Here is a 15,189-nt window from a genome sequence, read left to right on the forward strand (position 1 = left end):
GGAATGCGAAATCGATGGCGCAAGTTGCACGGCGTCTTGGCCTCGCGATCCCTAAAGTTGATCCCACGCAATCCAAGCAGGAGACATGAATGGCAAAGGCAATACGACTCGCGCAGACCGGTGGACCGGAAGTCCTTCGTTGCGAGGACATCGAGGTGGGCCGCCCCGGCCCGGGCCAGGTGCGGCTGCGCCATGTGGCTGTCGGCCTCAACTACGCCGACACCTATTTTCGCAACGGCACCTATCCCGTGCCCATGCCCAGCGGCCTCGGCGTCGAGGCGGCCGGCGTCGTGCAGGAAGTGGGCGAGGGCGTGACGCATCTGGCGGTCGGCGATCGCGTCACCTACACGGGGTTCATCGACACGTTGGGTGCGTACTGCACCGAAAGGCTGATCTCGGCTGCGCCCCTGATCCGCTTGCCCGAGACCATCGCGTTCGAAACTGCCGCTGCCATGACGATGCGCGGCCTGACCAGCGCCTACCTGATGCGCCGCATCTACCCGTTCAAGCAGGGCGACACCCTGCTGCTGCACGCCGCGGCGGGGGGTGTCGGCCTGATCGTCGCGCAATGGGCCAGGCTGCTGGGCATCACGGTCATCGGCACGGTTTCGACCGAAGAAAAAGCAGAGATGGCCCGTTCGCACGGCTGCGCATACACCATCAACTACAGCCATGAAGACGTGGCCCGGCGCGTGCGCGAGATCACCGATGGCGTGGGCGTGAACGTGGTGTTCGACAGCGTCGGCCAGAACACGTTCATGGCCTCGCTCGATTCGCTCAAGCGCCGCGGCCTGATGGTCTGCGTCGGCACGGCCAGCGGCCCGGTTGCACCCTTCGGGCCGCAACTGCTGGCCGTGAAGGGATCCCTGCACCTGACCCGGCCGGCGCTGGCCGACTACATCGCGGACCCTATCGAGAAGGCGCAACTGGCGGACGAGGTCTTCGGTCACGTGGCGGCGGGCCGCATCAGGATCGAGATCAATCAGCACTACGCCCTGCAAGACGCCGTGCAAGCCCACCGAGACCTTGAATCGCGCAAGACGACGGGTTCCTCGATCTTCGTCGTCTGAGAACCACAAACCCACTGGAGACAATTTCATGAGAATCGAACAACTGACCTGCAGCATCGGCGCCGAACTGCTCGATGTGAGCCTGGAGGATGCCGCCTACGACAACGGCCTGTTCAACGAGGTCTACGAAGCCCTGCTGAAGCACCGTGTGCTCTTCCTGCGCGACCAGGACATCTCGCGCCAGGCCCACGTGGACTTCGCATCGCGGCTCGGGCAACTGGAGACCCATCCGATGGTTCCCACCCATCCGGATGCGCCCGGCCTGGTCCAGATCTACAAGGACCCGGACAGCCCCGCCGACCGGTATGAGAATGCCTGGCACACCGACGGCACATGGCGCGAGGCGCCCTCGCTAGGCGCCGTGCTGCGCTGCGTCGAGTGCCCGCCGGTCGGCGGCGACACGATGTGGGCCAACATGGTCATGGCCTATGAGAAGCTGCCCGACGAAGTCAAGGCGCAGATCGCCGACCTGTGGGCCAATCACAGTTTCAACAGTTCCTTCGCCGCGGCAATGCCGCGGGAGAAGCGACTGGCCATGAGGGCCCAGTACCCGGACGCCGAACACCCCGTGGTGCGCACGCACCCCGAGACGAAGGAGAAGGTGCTTTTCGTCAACGCCTTCACGACGCACTTCGTCAACTTCCACAACAAGAAGAACGTGCGCTACGGCCAGGACTACAACCAGACCGGCGTCGACCTGCTGAAGTATCTGATCGCCCAGGCGAACATCCCCGAATACCAGGTGCGCTGGCGCTGGAAGCCCAACAGCATCGCGATCTGGGACAACCGCAGCACCCAGCACTACGCGGTCATGGACTACCCGCCCTGCCACCGCAAGATGGAACGCGCTGCCATCGTGGGCGACAAGCCCTTCTGAAGCCACCGTCGCACCCGCCCTCATCACCTTTCCAGAATTTTTCAGCGAGACACACCAATGAACTTCCTCGATGGATCCCTGTTCCCCGAAAACCAGCAGCCGCTGATCATCACCGCGGCGCCCTACGCACCGTCTTGGATGCCCTCCGACTTTCCCGAGGACATTCCGGTCACGATGGAAGCCCAGATCCAGAAGGCCGTGGATTGCTACAACGCCGGCGCGACGGTGCTGCACCTGCACGTGCGCGAACTCGACGGCAAGGGCAGCAAGCGCCTGTCCAAGTTCAACGAGCTGATCGCCGGCGTGCGTGCCCGCGTGCCCGAAATGATCATCCAGGTGGGTGGCTCCATCAGCTTCGCGCCCGAGACCGACGGTGCGGCAGCGAAGTGGCTCTCCGACGACACGCGCCACATGCTGGCCGAGCTCGATCCCAAGCCCGACCAGGTCACGGTGACGATCAACACGTCGCAAATGAACATCCTCGAGCAGTTCGACATCCGGGACATCAAGGGCACCTCGATGGAAGACCCGGACGTCTTCAATGCCTACAAGGAGATGACGGTGCCGGCCCAGCCCGGCTGGGCCGAGGAGCACATCCGCCGCCTCACCAAGGCCGGCATCCAGAGCGCCTTCCAGTGCTACAACATCAACAGCTTCGAGTCGGTCGAGCGCTTGATGCGGCGCGGCATCTACAAGGGCCCGCTGGTCATGAACTGGGTGGCGATCGGCGGCGGCATGGACGCACCGAACATCTACAACCTGGCGAACTTCGTGCGTGCAGCGCCGGATGGCGCGGTACTGACCGTGGAAAGCTCGGTGCTCAACGTGCTGCCGGTCAACATGATGGGCATTGCCATGGGCCTGCACGTGCGCACGGGCACCGAGGACAACCTCTGGAACCAGTCGCGCACCGCGAAGATCGGCACGGTCGCGCAGGTCGAGCAGTTGGTGCGCATCTCGCGCGAGTTCGGCCGCCCGATCGCGACCGCCCAACAGGCGCGCGAGATCAGCAGGATCGGCGTCTTCTACGACACGGTGGAAGAAAGCCTGCTGGCCAACGGCTTTGCGCCCAACCGCAACGGCGGCCAGCAGGGCTTCCTGCGCAAGGCGGCGTCGCACGCCTAGCCGTCGCCGAGACACTCAAAAGAACGATCCAAGAGACAAGCCATGACCATGACAATGGCAGGAGTCGCCTTGCCCTCGCGCAACGACGACTACCTCACTAGCAGGCGACAGGCCTGGTTCGCCTTCGCGATGACCTTCGGCCTGATGCTGTTCGACTACATCGATCGGCAGGTCATCGTCTCGCTCTTTCCGCATATCAAGAGCGAATGGAATCTGAGCGACAAGCAGCTTGGCGCGCTGGTTTCCATCATCTCGATCGTGGTGGCGATCGGCGGGATCCCCGTGGCGCTGCTGGCCGACCGGGTGAGCCGCGTGAAGAGCATCTTCGTGATGGCGAGCGTCTGGAGCCTGGCCAGCATCTCCTGCATGTTCACCAACAATTTCGGCCAGCTGTTTGCGGCGCGTGCGGTGGTGGGCGCCGGCGAGACCGGCTACGGCTCGGTCGGCGCGGCATTGATCTCGACGCTGTTTCCCAAGCGCCTGCGCGGGGCGCTGCTGGGCGCCTTCTTCGCGGCGGCATCGCTGGGCTCCGTGCTCGGCGTCGTGCTCGGGGGCATGATTGCGGCCAAGTGGGGTTGGCGGGCTGCGTTCGGCGTGGTCGGCGTGCCAGGCCTCGTGATGGCACTGCTGTACCTGCTCGTGCGGGACTACAAGACCGTGGCCCTCACGCCTCGGCTGGACAAGGTTACCCAGTCGCTCGGCGCCACGCTCAAGCACATCTTCGGCGCCCTGGCGCGAACGCGCACCATGCTGTGGGTCTGCGTGGGCTCTGCCATGCAGCTCATCGTGGTCTCCGCCGTGTGGTCGTGGCTGCCGAGCTACCTCAACCGCTTCCAGGGCATCGCGCCAGACGCTGCGGGCAAGCAGGCCGCGATGGTCGTGCTCGTCGGCGCGGTGGGCTCCGTGTTCTGGGGCTATGTGGTGGACCGGTTGGCGCTGCGCCGTCCCCGCAACAAGCTTCCGGCCCTGGCCGTCCTGTGCCTGGTCACCCTGGCGATTTTCCTCGTGGCCTTCGCGGGTACCGAGCCCGGAGAGACGCAATTCAAGCTGGTGCTGCTGGGCGGCTTCTTCATGACCTGCACCGTGGGCGTGGTGTCGGGTGTAGTCATCGACGTGATTCACCCTGGCGTGCGTTCCACGGGCTCGGCCGTGCTGTCGCTGTTCCAGAACCTGTTCGGCCTGGCTGTCGGCCCCTTCCTGGTGGGCGTGCTGTCGGACCAATGGGGCCTTCAGCAGGCGATGGCGATCGTGCCCTGCTTCGGCGTGCTGGCCGCCGCGGCTTTCATCTGGTCCGCGCGCAGCTATGACGCCGACGTCGCCAAAGTTTCCAACGTGACGCTCGCCGTCGCACCCTGAAAAGCCGCATATGACACACGCGCTCCACATCGACTTCTACCTTGACCTGGTCTGTCCCTGGTGCCTGATCGGCAAGAGACAACTGGATCGGGCAGTGGCGGAGTTCACCAATGTCCCTGGCAACCCTGCGGTGCAAGTGCACTGGCGCTCTGTGCAACTGTTCCCGGACCTGCCCGTGGAGGGCTTGGACTTCGAAGCGTTCTATCGGCAGCGCCTGGGAAGCATCGACGCCGTGCACGCCCGGCAGGCACAGGTTCGGGCCGCCGCCAGGCGCGCAGGCACCGAGGTGCACTTCGAGCGGATTCGCCGCTTTCCGAACACGCGACTCGCGCACCAGATGCTGGCCTACGGCACAGAGAAACTGTCGCCCGAGATGCTGAACGCCCTCCTGGACGCGCTCCTGGAGGGGTATTTCCAACAAGGCGCGGACCTTGGTGACGAAGACAGCCTGCTGGCCATCGGCAGTCGCCACGAGATTGACCCGGCCGCGTGGAGGGCGTGGCTGGATCACGAACATCGCTTTCCCGAGCAGAACCGCGTCTCGAGCGTGCCACTCCTCGTTTTCAACCGACAGATTTCACTCCGCGGTGCACAGCCGCAAGGTGTGCTGCTCGAAGCTATGGGCGAGGCGTGCGAGGCCGCGGCCGCCTCAACGATCTGAAGCTGGCCGTTCGACACCCACGCACATCCGAATCGGCATCCGCGCCGCCATTCCTGAAGACTCTTGCCATGACAACACTCGCCACTTCCGTGCGCGCACGCAGCAACCTGCTCGTTCCGGGCCTCCTGATGAGCATCGTGGTGGCCGCGGCGGCCACCTTCCTGGCCGATCACTACCACGCACCGGTCATGCTTTTCGCGCTGTTGCTCGGCATGGCCGTGAACTTTCTTTCCGCGGATGGCAAGTGCAAGCCCGGCATCGAGTTCACATCGCGGGAGGTGCTGCGCGTCGGCGTCGCGCTGCTGGGCATGCGCCTCACGTTCTCCCAGATCGCGGCGCTGGGATGGCACCCGGTGGTGCTCGTGGTGGGTTCGGTCATCCTGACCATTCTCGTGGCCATGCTGGCCGCCCGCGCCATGGGATTCCAGACCTTGTTCGGGCTGCTCACCGGCGGCGCGACCGCCATTTGCGGGGCCTCGGCGGCTCTTGCCCTGGCGGCGGCCTTGCCGGCGCACCCGGGGAAGGAACGGGCCACCCTCTTCACGGTCATTGGCGTTTCGGCCTTGTCGACGATGGCCATGATCGTGTACCCGATGGTGGTCCAGCTGTTCGGCCTCGACCCGACGCAGGCCGGCATGTTCCTGGGGGGAACCATCCATGACGTGGCCCAGGTCGTGGGCGCCGGCTATGGGATGTCGCAGCAGACCGGCGATACCGCCACGGTGGTGAAGCTGATGCGGGTGGCCATGCTGTTGCCGGTCATCGTGTGCGCGGTCATGATCAGTCGTGGCCGTGGCGGTGAACAGGGAGGCAAGCGCCCGCCCCTGCTGCCCTGGTTCGCGGTCGGCTTCATCGTGCTTGCGGCCCTCAACAGCACCGGCTGGATCGCGCCGTCGGTGCAGACATTCGCCAATGACCTTTCGCGCTGGTGCCTGGTCATCGCCATCAGCGCTCTGGGAATGAAGACACAGCTCAAGGAGCTGGCCTCCGTCGGCCTCAAGCCGATCGTCCTGATGGTCGGCGAGACGGTCTTCCTGGCAGCGCTCGTGCTGGGCCTGCTGCGCTGGGGCCTGTGAAGACAGCACACACAAAGCGAGCACACCTCAGCAAATTCTCGACGGAGACATCTCATATGAAAAAGCAAACCCTCATCGCCCTGGCGGCTCTGACCGCTGCCGGCATGGCCTCGGCACAGTCATCGGTCACCCTCTTCGGAGTCGTCGACGCCGCAGTCAGCGGGTACAAGAGCCAGTCCGAAACGCCGCTCGGCACGACGATCACCAAGAGCCAGACGGTGCTGTCGAGCGGGGGCTACAACTCCAGCCGCCTGGGCTTCCGTGGCACGGAAGATCTCGGCGGCGGAATTGCCGCCAGCTTCTGGCTCGAAGCGGGCATGACCAACGACAACGGCGGTGGCGCGGCGACCGGCGGGGGCCTGAACTTCAATCGTCGTTCGACGGTGAGCCTGTCCGGCATCCTCGGTGAACTTCGTCTGGGGCGCGACTATGTCCCGACATTCTGGAATGACGGCGTCTTCGATCCATTCAACACGAACGGCGCGGGCACCAGCCTGATCGCGACCGCCAGCGGGGGCACGGCCCTCGGCGTGCCCAACAGCGGCTTTCAGTCGAACCGCAACTACGTTCGTGCCTCGAACTCGATCGGCTATTTCCTGCCTCCGAGCCTGGGTGGCTTCTACGGCCAGTTCATGTACGCCTTGAATGAGAAGGTCAGCTACGATCCGGGCGGCCTGACCCCTCCGGGCGTCCCCGCGATCGTCGCCAACCCGGCGCTCGCGACCGTAGCCGACGACGCACGTGCCGGCCGCTACATCGGCGGTCGCTTCGGCTACGCCACCGGCCCCCTGGACGTCGCGCTGGCCTACGGCAAGAGCACCATCGGCTCCAACTTCTTTCTGGGCAGCACGACCACCCTGAATATCTGGAACCTGGGTGCTTCGTACGACTTCGGGCCCGTGAAAGTGTTCGGCGAGTATTCGAACAACAAGCAGAAGACCGACCTGGCGACCAACACGTTCGCCCCGTTCGGGGTCACGAAGCCTGGTGCCAATGGCGGCCTGGTGGGCGTGACCATTCCAGTCGATGCCGGCCTGATCCGTGCGGCCTACTCGCTGGTCAGGTACAACAACGTGCATCTGAACGTCGCCGGGCTGAACCCCGATCCGAAATCCGATCAGTTCGCCCTCGGCTACGTGTACAACCTGTCAAGGCGCACCGCGCTGTATTCCACTGTCGCCTACGTGAGCAACAAGGATGGCGCCGGGCTGGCGGTCACCGGCGCACCCGCCTTCTACACGGGCACGATCCCCGGCGGCCCCGGCGCGGCGGTGCCGAGCAAGTCAATCGGGTACGACGTGGGAATCCGACATGCCTTCTGATCTTCCAGGCAGGTAGTGTCGTGCCTCGCTGGCACCTGGACGAGGTTGCCCGACTGCTCACTCATTCCATCGCCCTGGGTGGCATCAGGTAGAGCGTCATTGCGAAGATCACATAGACCATCAGTATCAGCACGCCGACGAACCACGCCGAGCGTCCACTGTTCGTGACCAGCACCGCCGTGAGGGTGGCGATGATCACCATCACCACGGCGCCTGGCCAGAACTGAAGGTCCATGGGCGTCGGCGCGATGAAATAGCTCAGGAGTATCAGCGCCGGTGCCACGAACAGCGCGATCTGCGACGCACTACCCAAGGCGATGCCGACGCTCAGGTCCAGCCGGTTCTTGCGCGCGCCGGAGAAGGCCGAGCTCATTTCCGCCGCACCGCCGACCAGCGACACAACAATGAAACCCACAAACGCCGGGGTCATCCCGAATTCTTCGGCCGCCTTCTGAACCGACTCGACGAACACTTCGCTGACCAGCGCCACGAGCACGGTCACGCCGGCCAGGGTGGCCAGGGCCAGCCCTATGGGCCAGGGCGGTTCGCCATCATCACTATGCTTCGCGCTGGCGAACAACTCGCGGTGCGTCTTCAGCGAGAAGAGCATGCCCAGGGCGTAGGCCACCATGAGCAGCACCGCCAGACCCGCGCTCAGCGTCTGCGTAAACGCAGGCGCCGAGTCGACCGTGATCATCGCTGAAGGAATCAGCAATGCGACCGTCGCCAGGAAGAGCAGGCCTGCCTGCATGCGGGCGCTGACCCGGTTGAATTCCTGAACGTGGTGCTTGAGTCCGCCGAGCAGGAACGACGCGCCCAGCATGAAGAGCGTATTGGTCACGATCGCGCCGGCAATGGACGCCTTCACCAACATGATCTGTCCTGCCCTCAAGGCAGTAAGCGCAATGACCAGTTCGGTCAGGTTTCCCAGCGTGGCGTTGAGCAGCCCGCCCGCGGCATCGCCGGTCTTGGCCGCAACGGATTCGGTGGCGTGGCTCAGCAGCGCAGCGAGCGGCACGATGGCGAGCACGGACAGCACGAAGAGCACTGTGTGCGCTTCGGGCTTGAGCTTCGCGGTCACGAACACCACCGGGACAAAGACCAGGAGCCAGAGCAGGGGGCTTCGACGGATTTCCTGGAGAAGGGGTTTCATGGCCGAAATCATCCAGTTGGTCGCCACTGTCGTGCTACTGGGAAGTCGTCGTGCTATTGGGATGATCGCCTCGTCGGCGGTGAGCGTCCGATTCCTGCAGAAGACTGGGAATGATGTTCCGGTCTGTTGTTGACATCGCTGTTGGCTCGGTGTGAAGGGTCAGGAGGTTGTTCCATGACACCTTGAGTCGAGGCAGGGGAACAACACAGCCGATTCCTTGATGTGGATGGTGCCCGTTTCAGCGGTCGAGGGCGGCGGTGCATTCCCGGGAGTGTTGATTTTCATCGTCCTCCGGGATCCGTCATCAACGACGCCCAACCCCCAACTCGTCAAAGTCCCGGCACCGGCGCCTTTCGCCAACTCGCATCGGGATCGAATCGCTTCATCGAACGCGCTGTTGCGTCGGTTCCGGCTCCGAGATCCTTCTCGTACACGACGCCCTCGTGGTTCACCATGAAGGTCATCACGCCCGACTCGCCGTAGCGCGCGGGCCAGGCGACCAGCGCGAAGCCGCTGCGCATGCGGTTGCCGATCATGTAGTCGTACGCGCCCCCGGGAGCGTTCGGCCCTTGCGCCTTGAGGATCTTGAACAGGTAGCCGTGGTAGCCCAGCCCGGGCTTCGAACCGCCGTAGATCGGGCCCAGCGGGCTCAGTGGCTGGCCCGCCTCGTCGGGCCAGTAGAGGCCGTCGCGCCGGCCGGGCGTGCTGGCGATCTTCTGCGCATATTCGAGCACGCCGTTGCCGTCGTGATCGGTCCGCGCATACTCCCGCTGCGCATCGAAATACGCCAGCGCCGCCTGCATGGCCGCGAACTCGTTGCGGCCGATGCGGCGGGTTTGCATCATGTCGGCGCCGGCGCGCGGATCGAAGCGCCATCCGCCGCCGCCCTTCACGATGGGGATGGGCAGCGTCCAGTCGCCTTCGCCTGCGGCCAGCAGAGCCCTGTCATTGCCTTCCGCAACGATGCCGTGCTTGCGCGACGAGGCTTCGAGGAAGGCGTAGATGTCTTCGCGATCGAGTTCCCCGGGCGGCACGAAGCGCCGCCATTCCGGGCCGAGCACGATGTGCAGCGCGGCGAGGTCGTTGCTCGCGATGGCATCGGTGAATGCCTGCGCCGCGGCCTCCGGGGTCGGGTAGACGCGCTGGGCCCAAGCGGGCGCGCAAGCGAGCGCCGCGGCGGCGAAGGCCATCGCGGTAAGAAGCCGAAGTGCATAGGGCATGGTGTGGATTCCGGTGAACGATGAGAGGGGCATGGCGTGCTCCTCGTGCTAGCGGCGACCACCGCCGCCACGACCACCACCACCGCCGCCCGCTCGGGCGCCGCCACCCCCACCCCCGCCGCTGCGGGCGTGGCCACCTCCCGCGCCCGCCGATTGCCGGCTCGCTGCGCCGCGGTCCATCTGCTGGCGGGTGTCCGAGGCACTGCCCGCTCCGCGCAGCGCGTTGTCGCTGGCACCGCGGTGCTGCACCGGTTGTGCCGATCCGCGGTCGGTCTGGCCGAAATTGCCGCCTGCGCCGCCGCGAACACCGCCGCCGCGATCGCTAGCGCCGCGGTCGCCACCGGCGAAGTTGCTGCCTGCGCCGCCACGATCACCGCCGCCGACATTGCCGCCCGCGCCGCCACGATCCCCAGCGCCCGCACGGTCGCGGCCGGCGCCCTCCGCGGCCCGCTGTGCGCGGTCTCGCGTGGCCGGGTCGTTGCGCAGGTTCTCGCGTCCCGCGCCCGGGTCCATGCCGCGTTGCTGCAACGATGACTGGGCCTGTTGGCGCTGCGCATCACGCTCGCCGTCGCGGCCACGGAAGTCCGCTCGTTGATCCGCGCCGCCCACGCCGCGTTCGAACTGCTGCTGGCTGCGCGCGTCACGGTAGGGCACGCCCTTGCGATTGGCCGCGTTGTGCTGCCAGTTGCTCTGGTTGGCCGAGATCTGCCGGTTGGTATTGATGCTGTTGTAGCGGTTGGTGTTGATATTGACGTTGCCGCCGCCCCAGTTGCAATTGCCCCAGAGCGCGCCCACCGCCGCGACGCCGACGCCGAAGGCGATGCCCGTGGCTAGGGCGGAGCCCGGGTACCAGCCGACCGGCGGCGGGTAGTAGTAGGGCGGGTAGGCGGGGTAGGGCCATGTGCCGTACACGACGGCGGGGTTGTAGGCCGGCACGTAGACGGTCTGCGGGTTCGCCGGCTCGATCTTGATCACGGTCTGCTGGGTCTGCGGCTCCTGTTCCACCGACACCCTCTGCTCCGGCGTGCTCTTGAGATTCCCCGTGCGCTGGGCTTGGGTGCGAAGCCGCTGGGCCGCGTCGAGGACATCCTTCGACGAGGCGAGGAAGGCATCGCCGAGTTTCTGAACCCAGTCGGGCTGGTCGCCCATCGTCTGGAGCACCTGGGGGAAGGCAACCAGCGATTGCACGCTCGGGTCCCAGGACTGGCTCTGCACCGCCTTCACGGCGGCGTCGCCCTTCTGGCTGGGGTTGGCCTTCGACCATTTCGCGGCAGCGGCCACGTCGGCCGGGTAGGTCGCGGCCATAAGCACCTGCGACAGCAGCGAATCAGGATACAGCGCGATCGGCGCCATCATCTGGTCGAGCTGCTCGCGCGTGAAGGCGGGCGCCTCCTGCGCGGCGGCGAGAGCGGAACAGGCCAACGCGAGGATGCCGAACCAGGCGCGTGCCGTCCGCACGGTGCACAGGCACATCGCTACGGCCAGGTGTCGAGTTCGAGTTTGAGTGCTCACGGAGCAGCCTTTCACGGGACCAGCGGCATCGCTGCAGCGCCAGCATAGAAAGCCGCGAGCGCTTCGACCATCGCACCAAAGTTGGATGGGTAGGGCCCGAAGCGGTCTTCGACAGTAAACAGCGTTGGTGCAGTCGGTGAGAGGGTGGGACTCGGGCGATGTCTCAAATAACTTGGGACCGGTCGTTGATACGGGATTTCCTTGGCAACTTGATGACCGGAATCGGCATCACGGCGGGAGTTCGTCTAGCGGTAGGGAAGGGCGGCAAACGCTGCTGCGGACCCGTCGGACAGCGGTCGCTGCTGACGTACCGTGATGGGGCCCTCAGCTGCCGCTCGCGCATCTAAAACTCATGACTGCTTCAGGGCGACATTCTGACGTTGCCTCTCGCGCGCGGATAGCGATACGGCCTGTGCGATCCACTCCAAGATGGCTAGATCGGCGGCGGCGGCTGCAACCGTCAGCGCTCTCATGAAAATGTTCCCTTCGCCTGATGAAATCAGATGATCATGCCGCCGTTGGGGCTGATCACCTGCCCGACCAGGTAGTGTTCGTCCGAGGCAAGGTACACCGCGAGCGAGGCGTATTCCTCAGGCCGGCCGACTCGCCCGAGCGGGATCAACTGGTTCACGCGGTGCCTCTGCTCTTCGCTGGCACGCGCGAGATAGTCCTCCAACGGCGGCGTCAGGATGCCGCCGCAGGCGATGGCATTGACGTAGATGTTGGCGCCGGCGACATCCAGCGCGCTGGTCTTGGTCAGGCTGACGACGCCGGCCTTGGTCGCCGAGTAGCCGGGGCTGTGCGAGCTGCCAGCGCCCAGCCCGGCAATCGAGGCGATGTTGATGATCTTGCCCGAGCGCCGTGGCTCCATGAGACGCAGCGCTGCGCGGGTGCAAAAAAAGCACGCCGTGCATGTTGACTCCCCACCATTTGAGCCAGTCGTCGTCGGACAGCGAAGACACGATGCCCAGCGACTGGCGCGGCATCGGCGTCGTCACGTATTGCTGGTGTAGATTGCGCCGTGCCTCCTCGGCGGGCGCATTGGGCACGCGCGCGGCGTTGTTGACCAGGATGTCGACCGTGCCGAAGCGCTGCACAGCCTGCGCGAACATCGCGTCGACGGCGGCGCTATCGGAGACATCGCAGCGCAGCGCGAGGCATTGCACACCCTGTGCCTCGAGCCGAGACTGCGTGTATTGCAGCGCCCCCTGGTCGATGTTGCACAGCACCAGATGCGCGCCCTCGTCGGCCATCGCCTCTGCGATCACGCCGCCCAGGCCAGGGCCGGCGCCGGTGACCAGGGCGACCTTGCCGGCCAGGCGGGCCGCACGCAGTCTCTTCTCTTCGTTCATCTGGTACCTCATGAGTAGGTAAGACCTGTCGGGCGGGCCGGCTCAGAACCCGACGTTCTCGGCGCCTTTGAGCGAGAGAATCTCGCGCGCCTGCGCCGGTGTCGCGATCTGCAGGCCAAGCCCTTCCAGGATCTCGCGGACCTTGCGCACCTGCTGCGCGTTCGACTCGGCCAGCTTTCCTGGAGCGATCCACAGGCTGTCTTCCAGCCCGACGCGCACATTGCCCCCCATCGACGCAGCCATGGCCGCGACCTTCATCTGATTGCGGCCCGCGCCGAGCACCGACCATCGGTAGTCGTTGCCGAACAGGCGGTCCGCTGTGCGCTTCATGTGCATGACGTCGTCCGGGTGCGCGCCGATGCCGCCCAGGATGCCGAACACGGTCTGGACGAAGAAGGGCGGCTTGATGAGCCCGCGATCGATGAAGTGGGCCAGGTTGTAGAGATGCGAGGTGTCGTAGGACTCGAACTCGAAGCGCGTGCCGCTGGCCGACAGTTCCCGCAGCGAGGTCTCGATGTCGCCGTAGGTGTTGCGAAAGACGAGGTCCTTGCTGCCCTCCAAGTACGAGCGCTCCCAGTCGTGCTTGAATTCCTTGAAGCGATCCAGCATCGGGAACAGGCCGAACCCCATCGAACCCATATTCATCGAGGCGACCTCGGGCTGCAGCTCGGTGGCCGGGCGGATGCGTTCCTGCACCGACATGTACGGCGAGCCGCCGGTGGTCAGGTTGACCACTGCATCGCACTCGCCCTTGATGCGCCCCAGAAAGGGCGTGAAAGCCTCAGGGCGTTGGTCCGGTTTGCCGGTCACCGGGTTGCGGGCATGCAGGTGGATGATGGCGGCGCCCGCCTTTGCCGCCGCGATCGAAGACTCCGCGATTTCTTCTGGCGTCACCGGCAGGTACGGCGACATCGAAGGCGTGTGGATCGCGCCGGTGATGGCGCAGCTGATGATGACGACATTCTGTTGGTACATGTATTGCTCCCTCACCCCGTGATTTCCTTGCCGAAGATCGCCCGGGCGATCACCAGCTTCTGGATCTCGTTGGTGCCTTCATAGATCTCTGCGATCTTGCAATCGCGGTAGATTTCCTCCACGCGATAGTGCGAGCCGTCGGCTGCCAGCTCCGCCATGAAGCCATAGCCGCCGAAGATCTGCACGCCGTCGCGTGCGAACTCGGCAGCAAGGTTGGTCGCGTACCACTTCGCCATGGCCGCCTCGGGCTCCGGAAAAGCCTCGCCCGAATCCATGCGCAGGGCGGCCTTCATGTACAGGTTGCGCGCATTCTCGATCTCGGTGGCGCGCTCGGCCAGCTTGAACTGCCAGTGCTGGAACTGCGCGATCTTCTTGCCGAATGCCTGCCGCGTCATCAGCCGTTCGACGCTGTGGTCGAAAGTGGCCTGCGCCATGCCAACTCCGCTCGCGGCAATGCCGATGCGCCCGTAGGTCAAGGTCTGCAAGGCGATCTTGAGACCGCCGCCGACGGCGCCGACAACGTTCTCCGCCGGAACCTGCACGTTGTCAAAATAGATGTCTGCGGTCAACTGGCCGTGATTTCCCATCTTCCGATCAGGCGCGCCGAGGCGCACGCCCGGTGAATACAGGTCGATCACGATCTCCGTCATGCGTCCTTCTTCCGCGCACAGCAGCACAACGAAATCGGCGACCGGCGCATTGGTGATGAAGCGCTTGCGGCCGTTGACCACATAGCCCCCGCCCTCGCGGTTCGCGAAGGTCTGCATCGTCTTGATGCTCAGGTCGGTGCTGGCATCGGGCTCGGTGGTGGCAAAGCTGCCGATCTTCTCGCCAGCCAGCAGGGGCGCCAGGTAGCGCTGCTGCAGCGCAGGCGATGCATGTTCCAGCGCATGGCCGGCCAGGATGCAATGCACGTCGACCACGGCCGCGACGGAGTTCGAGTGGTAGGCCAGTTCCTCGATGAGCGCAGCGGTGGCGCAGGCCGGGTACTTCAGCCCGCGCCCGCCGACCTCGGCCGCGAAGGGAATGCGAAACAGCCCGGCATCGCCCATCTTGCGAAAGAGCTCGCGCGGGAAGTTCTCGACCGACTCCTCGCGATGCCCGATTTCCCACGCCACCGGCGCAACATGTTCGTCGGCGAAGCGGCGCACCTCCTCGCGGATGGCCAGCGTTTCCGCGGGCGTGAGCAGGTCGTGATAGAGCTTGGGCTGATGGCGCTCGGGCGCCTGCTGTGTCAGTGCGTTGGTGTTGTCTCTGGCGTTCATGTCTCGTGATTCCTGGTGGAGTGTGGTGGGCGCTGTGATTCGCACGACAGCCAGTGTCCGCGCCGCGGGTTTTGACGATTGACCTGTCGGGACATCGAGTTGCCATCTCGGGACATCTCGGGAAACCCCGCACCTGCTACGCCGTCCAGAAAAGCTGCTGGATGGCGTCATCCGTGGCGCGGGTACAGTGCAAAGCGCGATTTGCTACACCTCTCTCACCACGTC

The 15,189-nt window shown here is 65.2% G+C and carries 13 protein-coding genes and 1 pseudogene; 7 read left to right on the forward strand and 7 right to left on the reverse strand.

The window, feature by feature from the left end; all coding sequences use genetic code 11:
* Window positions 1–89 precede the first annotated feature (89 nt).
* The 7 genes from QTI24_RS18510 (at window position 90) to QTI24_RS18540 (ending at window position 7,487) form a co-directional block, all read left to right on the forward strand.
* Window positions 90–1,070: a quinone oxidoreductase family protein gene (locus QTI24_RS18510; RefSeq protein ID WP_286602416.1), complete on the forward strand. Its 981-nt coding sequence runs from the start codon at window positions 90–92 to the stop codon at window positions 1,068–1,070.
* 28 nt (window positions 1,071–1,098) lie between these two features.
* Window positions 1,099–1,947 (forward strand): TauD/TfdA dioxygenase family protein, encoded by an 849-nt coding sequence (locus QTI24_RS18515; protein WP_286602418.1) that lies wholly within the window; start codon window positions 1,099–1,101, stop codon window positions 1,945–1,947.
* A 57-nt stretch (window positions 1,948–2,004) separates the two neighbouring features.
* Window positions 2,005–3,072, forward strand: a complete 1,068-nt coding sequence (locus QTI24_RS18520) for a beta-keto acid cleavage family enzyme (protein ID WP_286602420.1) — start codon at window positions 2,005–2,007, stop codon at window positions 3,070–3,072.
* A gap of 48 nt (window positions 3,073–3,120) precedes the next feature.
* The gene (locus QTI24_RS18525; RefSeq protein WP_286602661.1) at window positions 3,121–4,428 is read left to right on the forward strand and encodes an MFS transporter; all 1,308 of its coding nucleotides are present in this window, start codon (window positions 3,121–3,123) and stop codon (window positions 4,426–4,428) included.
* Window positions 4,429–4,438: 10 nt separating this feature from the next.
* Window positions 4,439–5,089, forward strand: coding sequence for a DsbA family oxidoreductase (locus tag QTI24_RS18530; protein WP_286602422.1), 651 nt, complete (start codon window positions 4,439–4,441; stop codon window positions 5,087–5,089).
* 68 nt (window positions 5,090–5,157) lie between these two features.
* The gene (locus QTI24_RS18535; protein ID WP_286602424.1) at window positions 5,158–6,165 is read left to right on the forward strand and encodes a YeiH family protein; all 1,008 of its coding nucleotides are present in this window, start codon (window positions 5,158–5,160) and stop codon (window positions 6,163–6,165) included.
* Window positions 6,166–6,221: 56 nt separating this feature from the next.
* Complete coding sequence (locus tag QTI24_RS18540) at window positions 6,222–7,487, forward strand: porin (protein ID WP_286602425.1); 1,266 nt, start codon at window positions 6,222–6,224, stop codon at window positions 7,485–7,487.
* 61 nt (window positions 7,488–7,548) lie between these two features.
* Here QTI24_RS18540 and cax read toward each other — a convergent pair whose 3' ends face one another.
* From cax to QTI24_RS18575, 7 genes and pseudogenes are all read right to left on the reverse strand, one after another.
* Window positions 7,549–8,640, reverse strand: a complete 1,092-nt coding sequence (gene cax / locus QTI24_RS18545; protein ID WP_286602427.1) for a calcium/proton exchanger — start codon at window positions 8,638–8,640, stop codon at window positions 7,549–7,551.
* A gap of 329 nt (window positions 8,641–8,969) precedes the next feature.
* Window positions 8,970–9,893 carry a DUF2950 domain-containing protein gene (locus QTI24_RS18550; RefSeq protein ID WP_286602428.1) on the reverse strand — a complete coding sequence of 308 codons (924 nt, stop codon included), beginning with the start codon at window positions 9,891–9,893 and terminating at the stop codon, window positions 8,970–8,972.
* Window positions 9,894–9,908: 15 nt separating this feature from the next.
* Window positions 9,909–11,372: a DUF3300 domain-containing protein gene (locus QTI24_RS18555; protein WP_286602429.1), complete on the reverse strand. Its 1,464-nt coding sequence runs from the start codon at window positions 11,370–11,372 to the stop codon at window positions 9,909–9,911.
* Between the two features lie 499 nt (window positions 11,373–11,871).
* Entirely contained in the window at window positions 11,872–12,243 is a 372-nt protein-coding gene (locus QTI24_RS18560; RefSeq protein WP_286602430.1) for an SDR family NAD(P)-dependent oxidoreductase, read from the reverse strand.
* A gap of 184 nt (window positions 12,244–12,427) precedes the next feature.
* A pseudogene (locus QTI24_RS31490) lies at window positions 12,428–12,736 on the reverse strand (SDR family NAD(P)-dependent oxidoreductase); the annotation flags it as partial.
* Window positions 12,737–12,766: 30 nt separating this feature from the next.
* Window positions 12,767–13,699: a 3,5-dioxohexanoate:acetyl-CoA acetone transferase gene (gene kce / locus QTI24_RS18570; RefSeq protein WP_286602432.1), complete on the reverse strand. Its 933-nt coding sequence runs from the start codon at window positions 13,697–13,699 to the stop codon at window positions 12,767–12,769.
* 11 nt (window positions 13,700–13,710) lie between these two features.
* Window positions 13,711–14,964 (reverse strand): acyl-CoA dehydrogenase family protein, encoded by a 1,254-nt coding sequence (locus QTI24_RS18575; RefSeq protein WP_286602434.1) that lies wholly within the window; start codon window positions 14,962–14,964, stop codon window positions 13,711–13,713.
* Window positions 14,965–15,189 lie beyond the last annotated feature (225 nt).

Origin of the sequence: Variovorax sp. J22P240, assembly GCF_030316855.1 — a bacterium.
In the GTDB taxonomy this organism is placed as follows: domain Bacteria; phylum Pseudomonadota; class Gammaproteobacteria; order Burkholderiales; family Burkholderiaceae_C; genus Variovorax.

Coding starts and splice junctions, on each gene's coding strand:
- QTI24_RS18535 (WP_286602424.1), top strand. CDS start 5,158: ATGACAACACTCGCCACTTCCGTGCGCGCACGCAGCAACCTGCTCGTT.
- QTI24_RS18530 (WP_286602422.1), top strand. CDS start 4,439: ATGACACACGCGCTCCACATCGACTTCTACCTTGACCTGGTCTGTCCC.
- QTI24_RS18550 (WP_286602428.1), bottom strand. CDS start 9,893: ATGCCCCTCTCATCGTTCACCGGAATCCACACCATGCCCTATGCACTT.
- QTI24_RS18540 (WP_286602425.1), top strand. CDS start 6,222: ATGAAAAAGCAAACCCTCATCGCCCTGGCGGCTCTGACCGCTGCCGGC.
- kce (WP_286602432.1), bottom strand. CDS start 13,699: ATGTACCAACAGAATGTCGTCATCATCAGCTGCGCCATCACCGGCGCG.
- QTI24_RS18560 (WP_286602430.1), bottom strand. CDS start 12,243: ATGGAGCCACGGCGCTCGGGCAAGATCATCAACATCGCCTCGATTGCC.
- cax (WP_286602427.1), bottom strand. CDS start 8,640: ATGAAACCCCTTCTCCAGGAAATCCGTCGAAGCCCCCTGCTCTGGCTC.
- QTI24_RS18575 (WP_286602434.1), bottom strand. CDS start 14,964: ATGAACGCCAGAGACAACACCAACGCACTGACACAGCAGGCGCCCGAG.
- QTI24_RS18520 (WP_286602420.1), top strand. CDS start 2,005: ATGAACTTCCTCGATGGATCCCTGTTCCCCGAAAACCAGCAGCCGCTG.
- QTI24_RS18515 (WP_286602418.1), top strand. CDS start 1,099: ATGAGAATCGAACAACTGACCTGCAGCATCGGCGCCGAACTGCTCGAT.
- QTI24_RS18525 (WP_286602661.1), top strand. CDS start 3,121: ATGACAATGGCAGGAGTCGCCTTGCCCTCGCGCAACGACGACTACCTC.
- QTI24_RS18510 (WP_286602416.1), top strand. CDS start 90: ATGGCAAAGGCAATACGACTCGCGCAGACCGGTGGACCGGAAGTCCTT.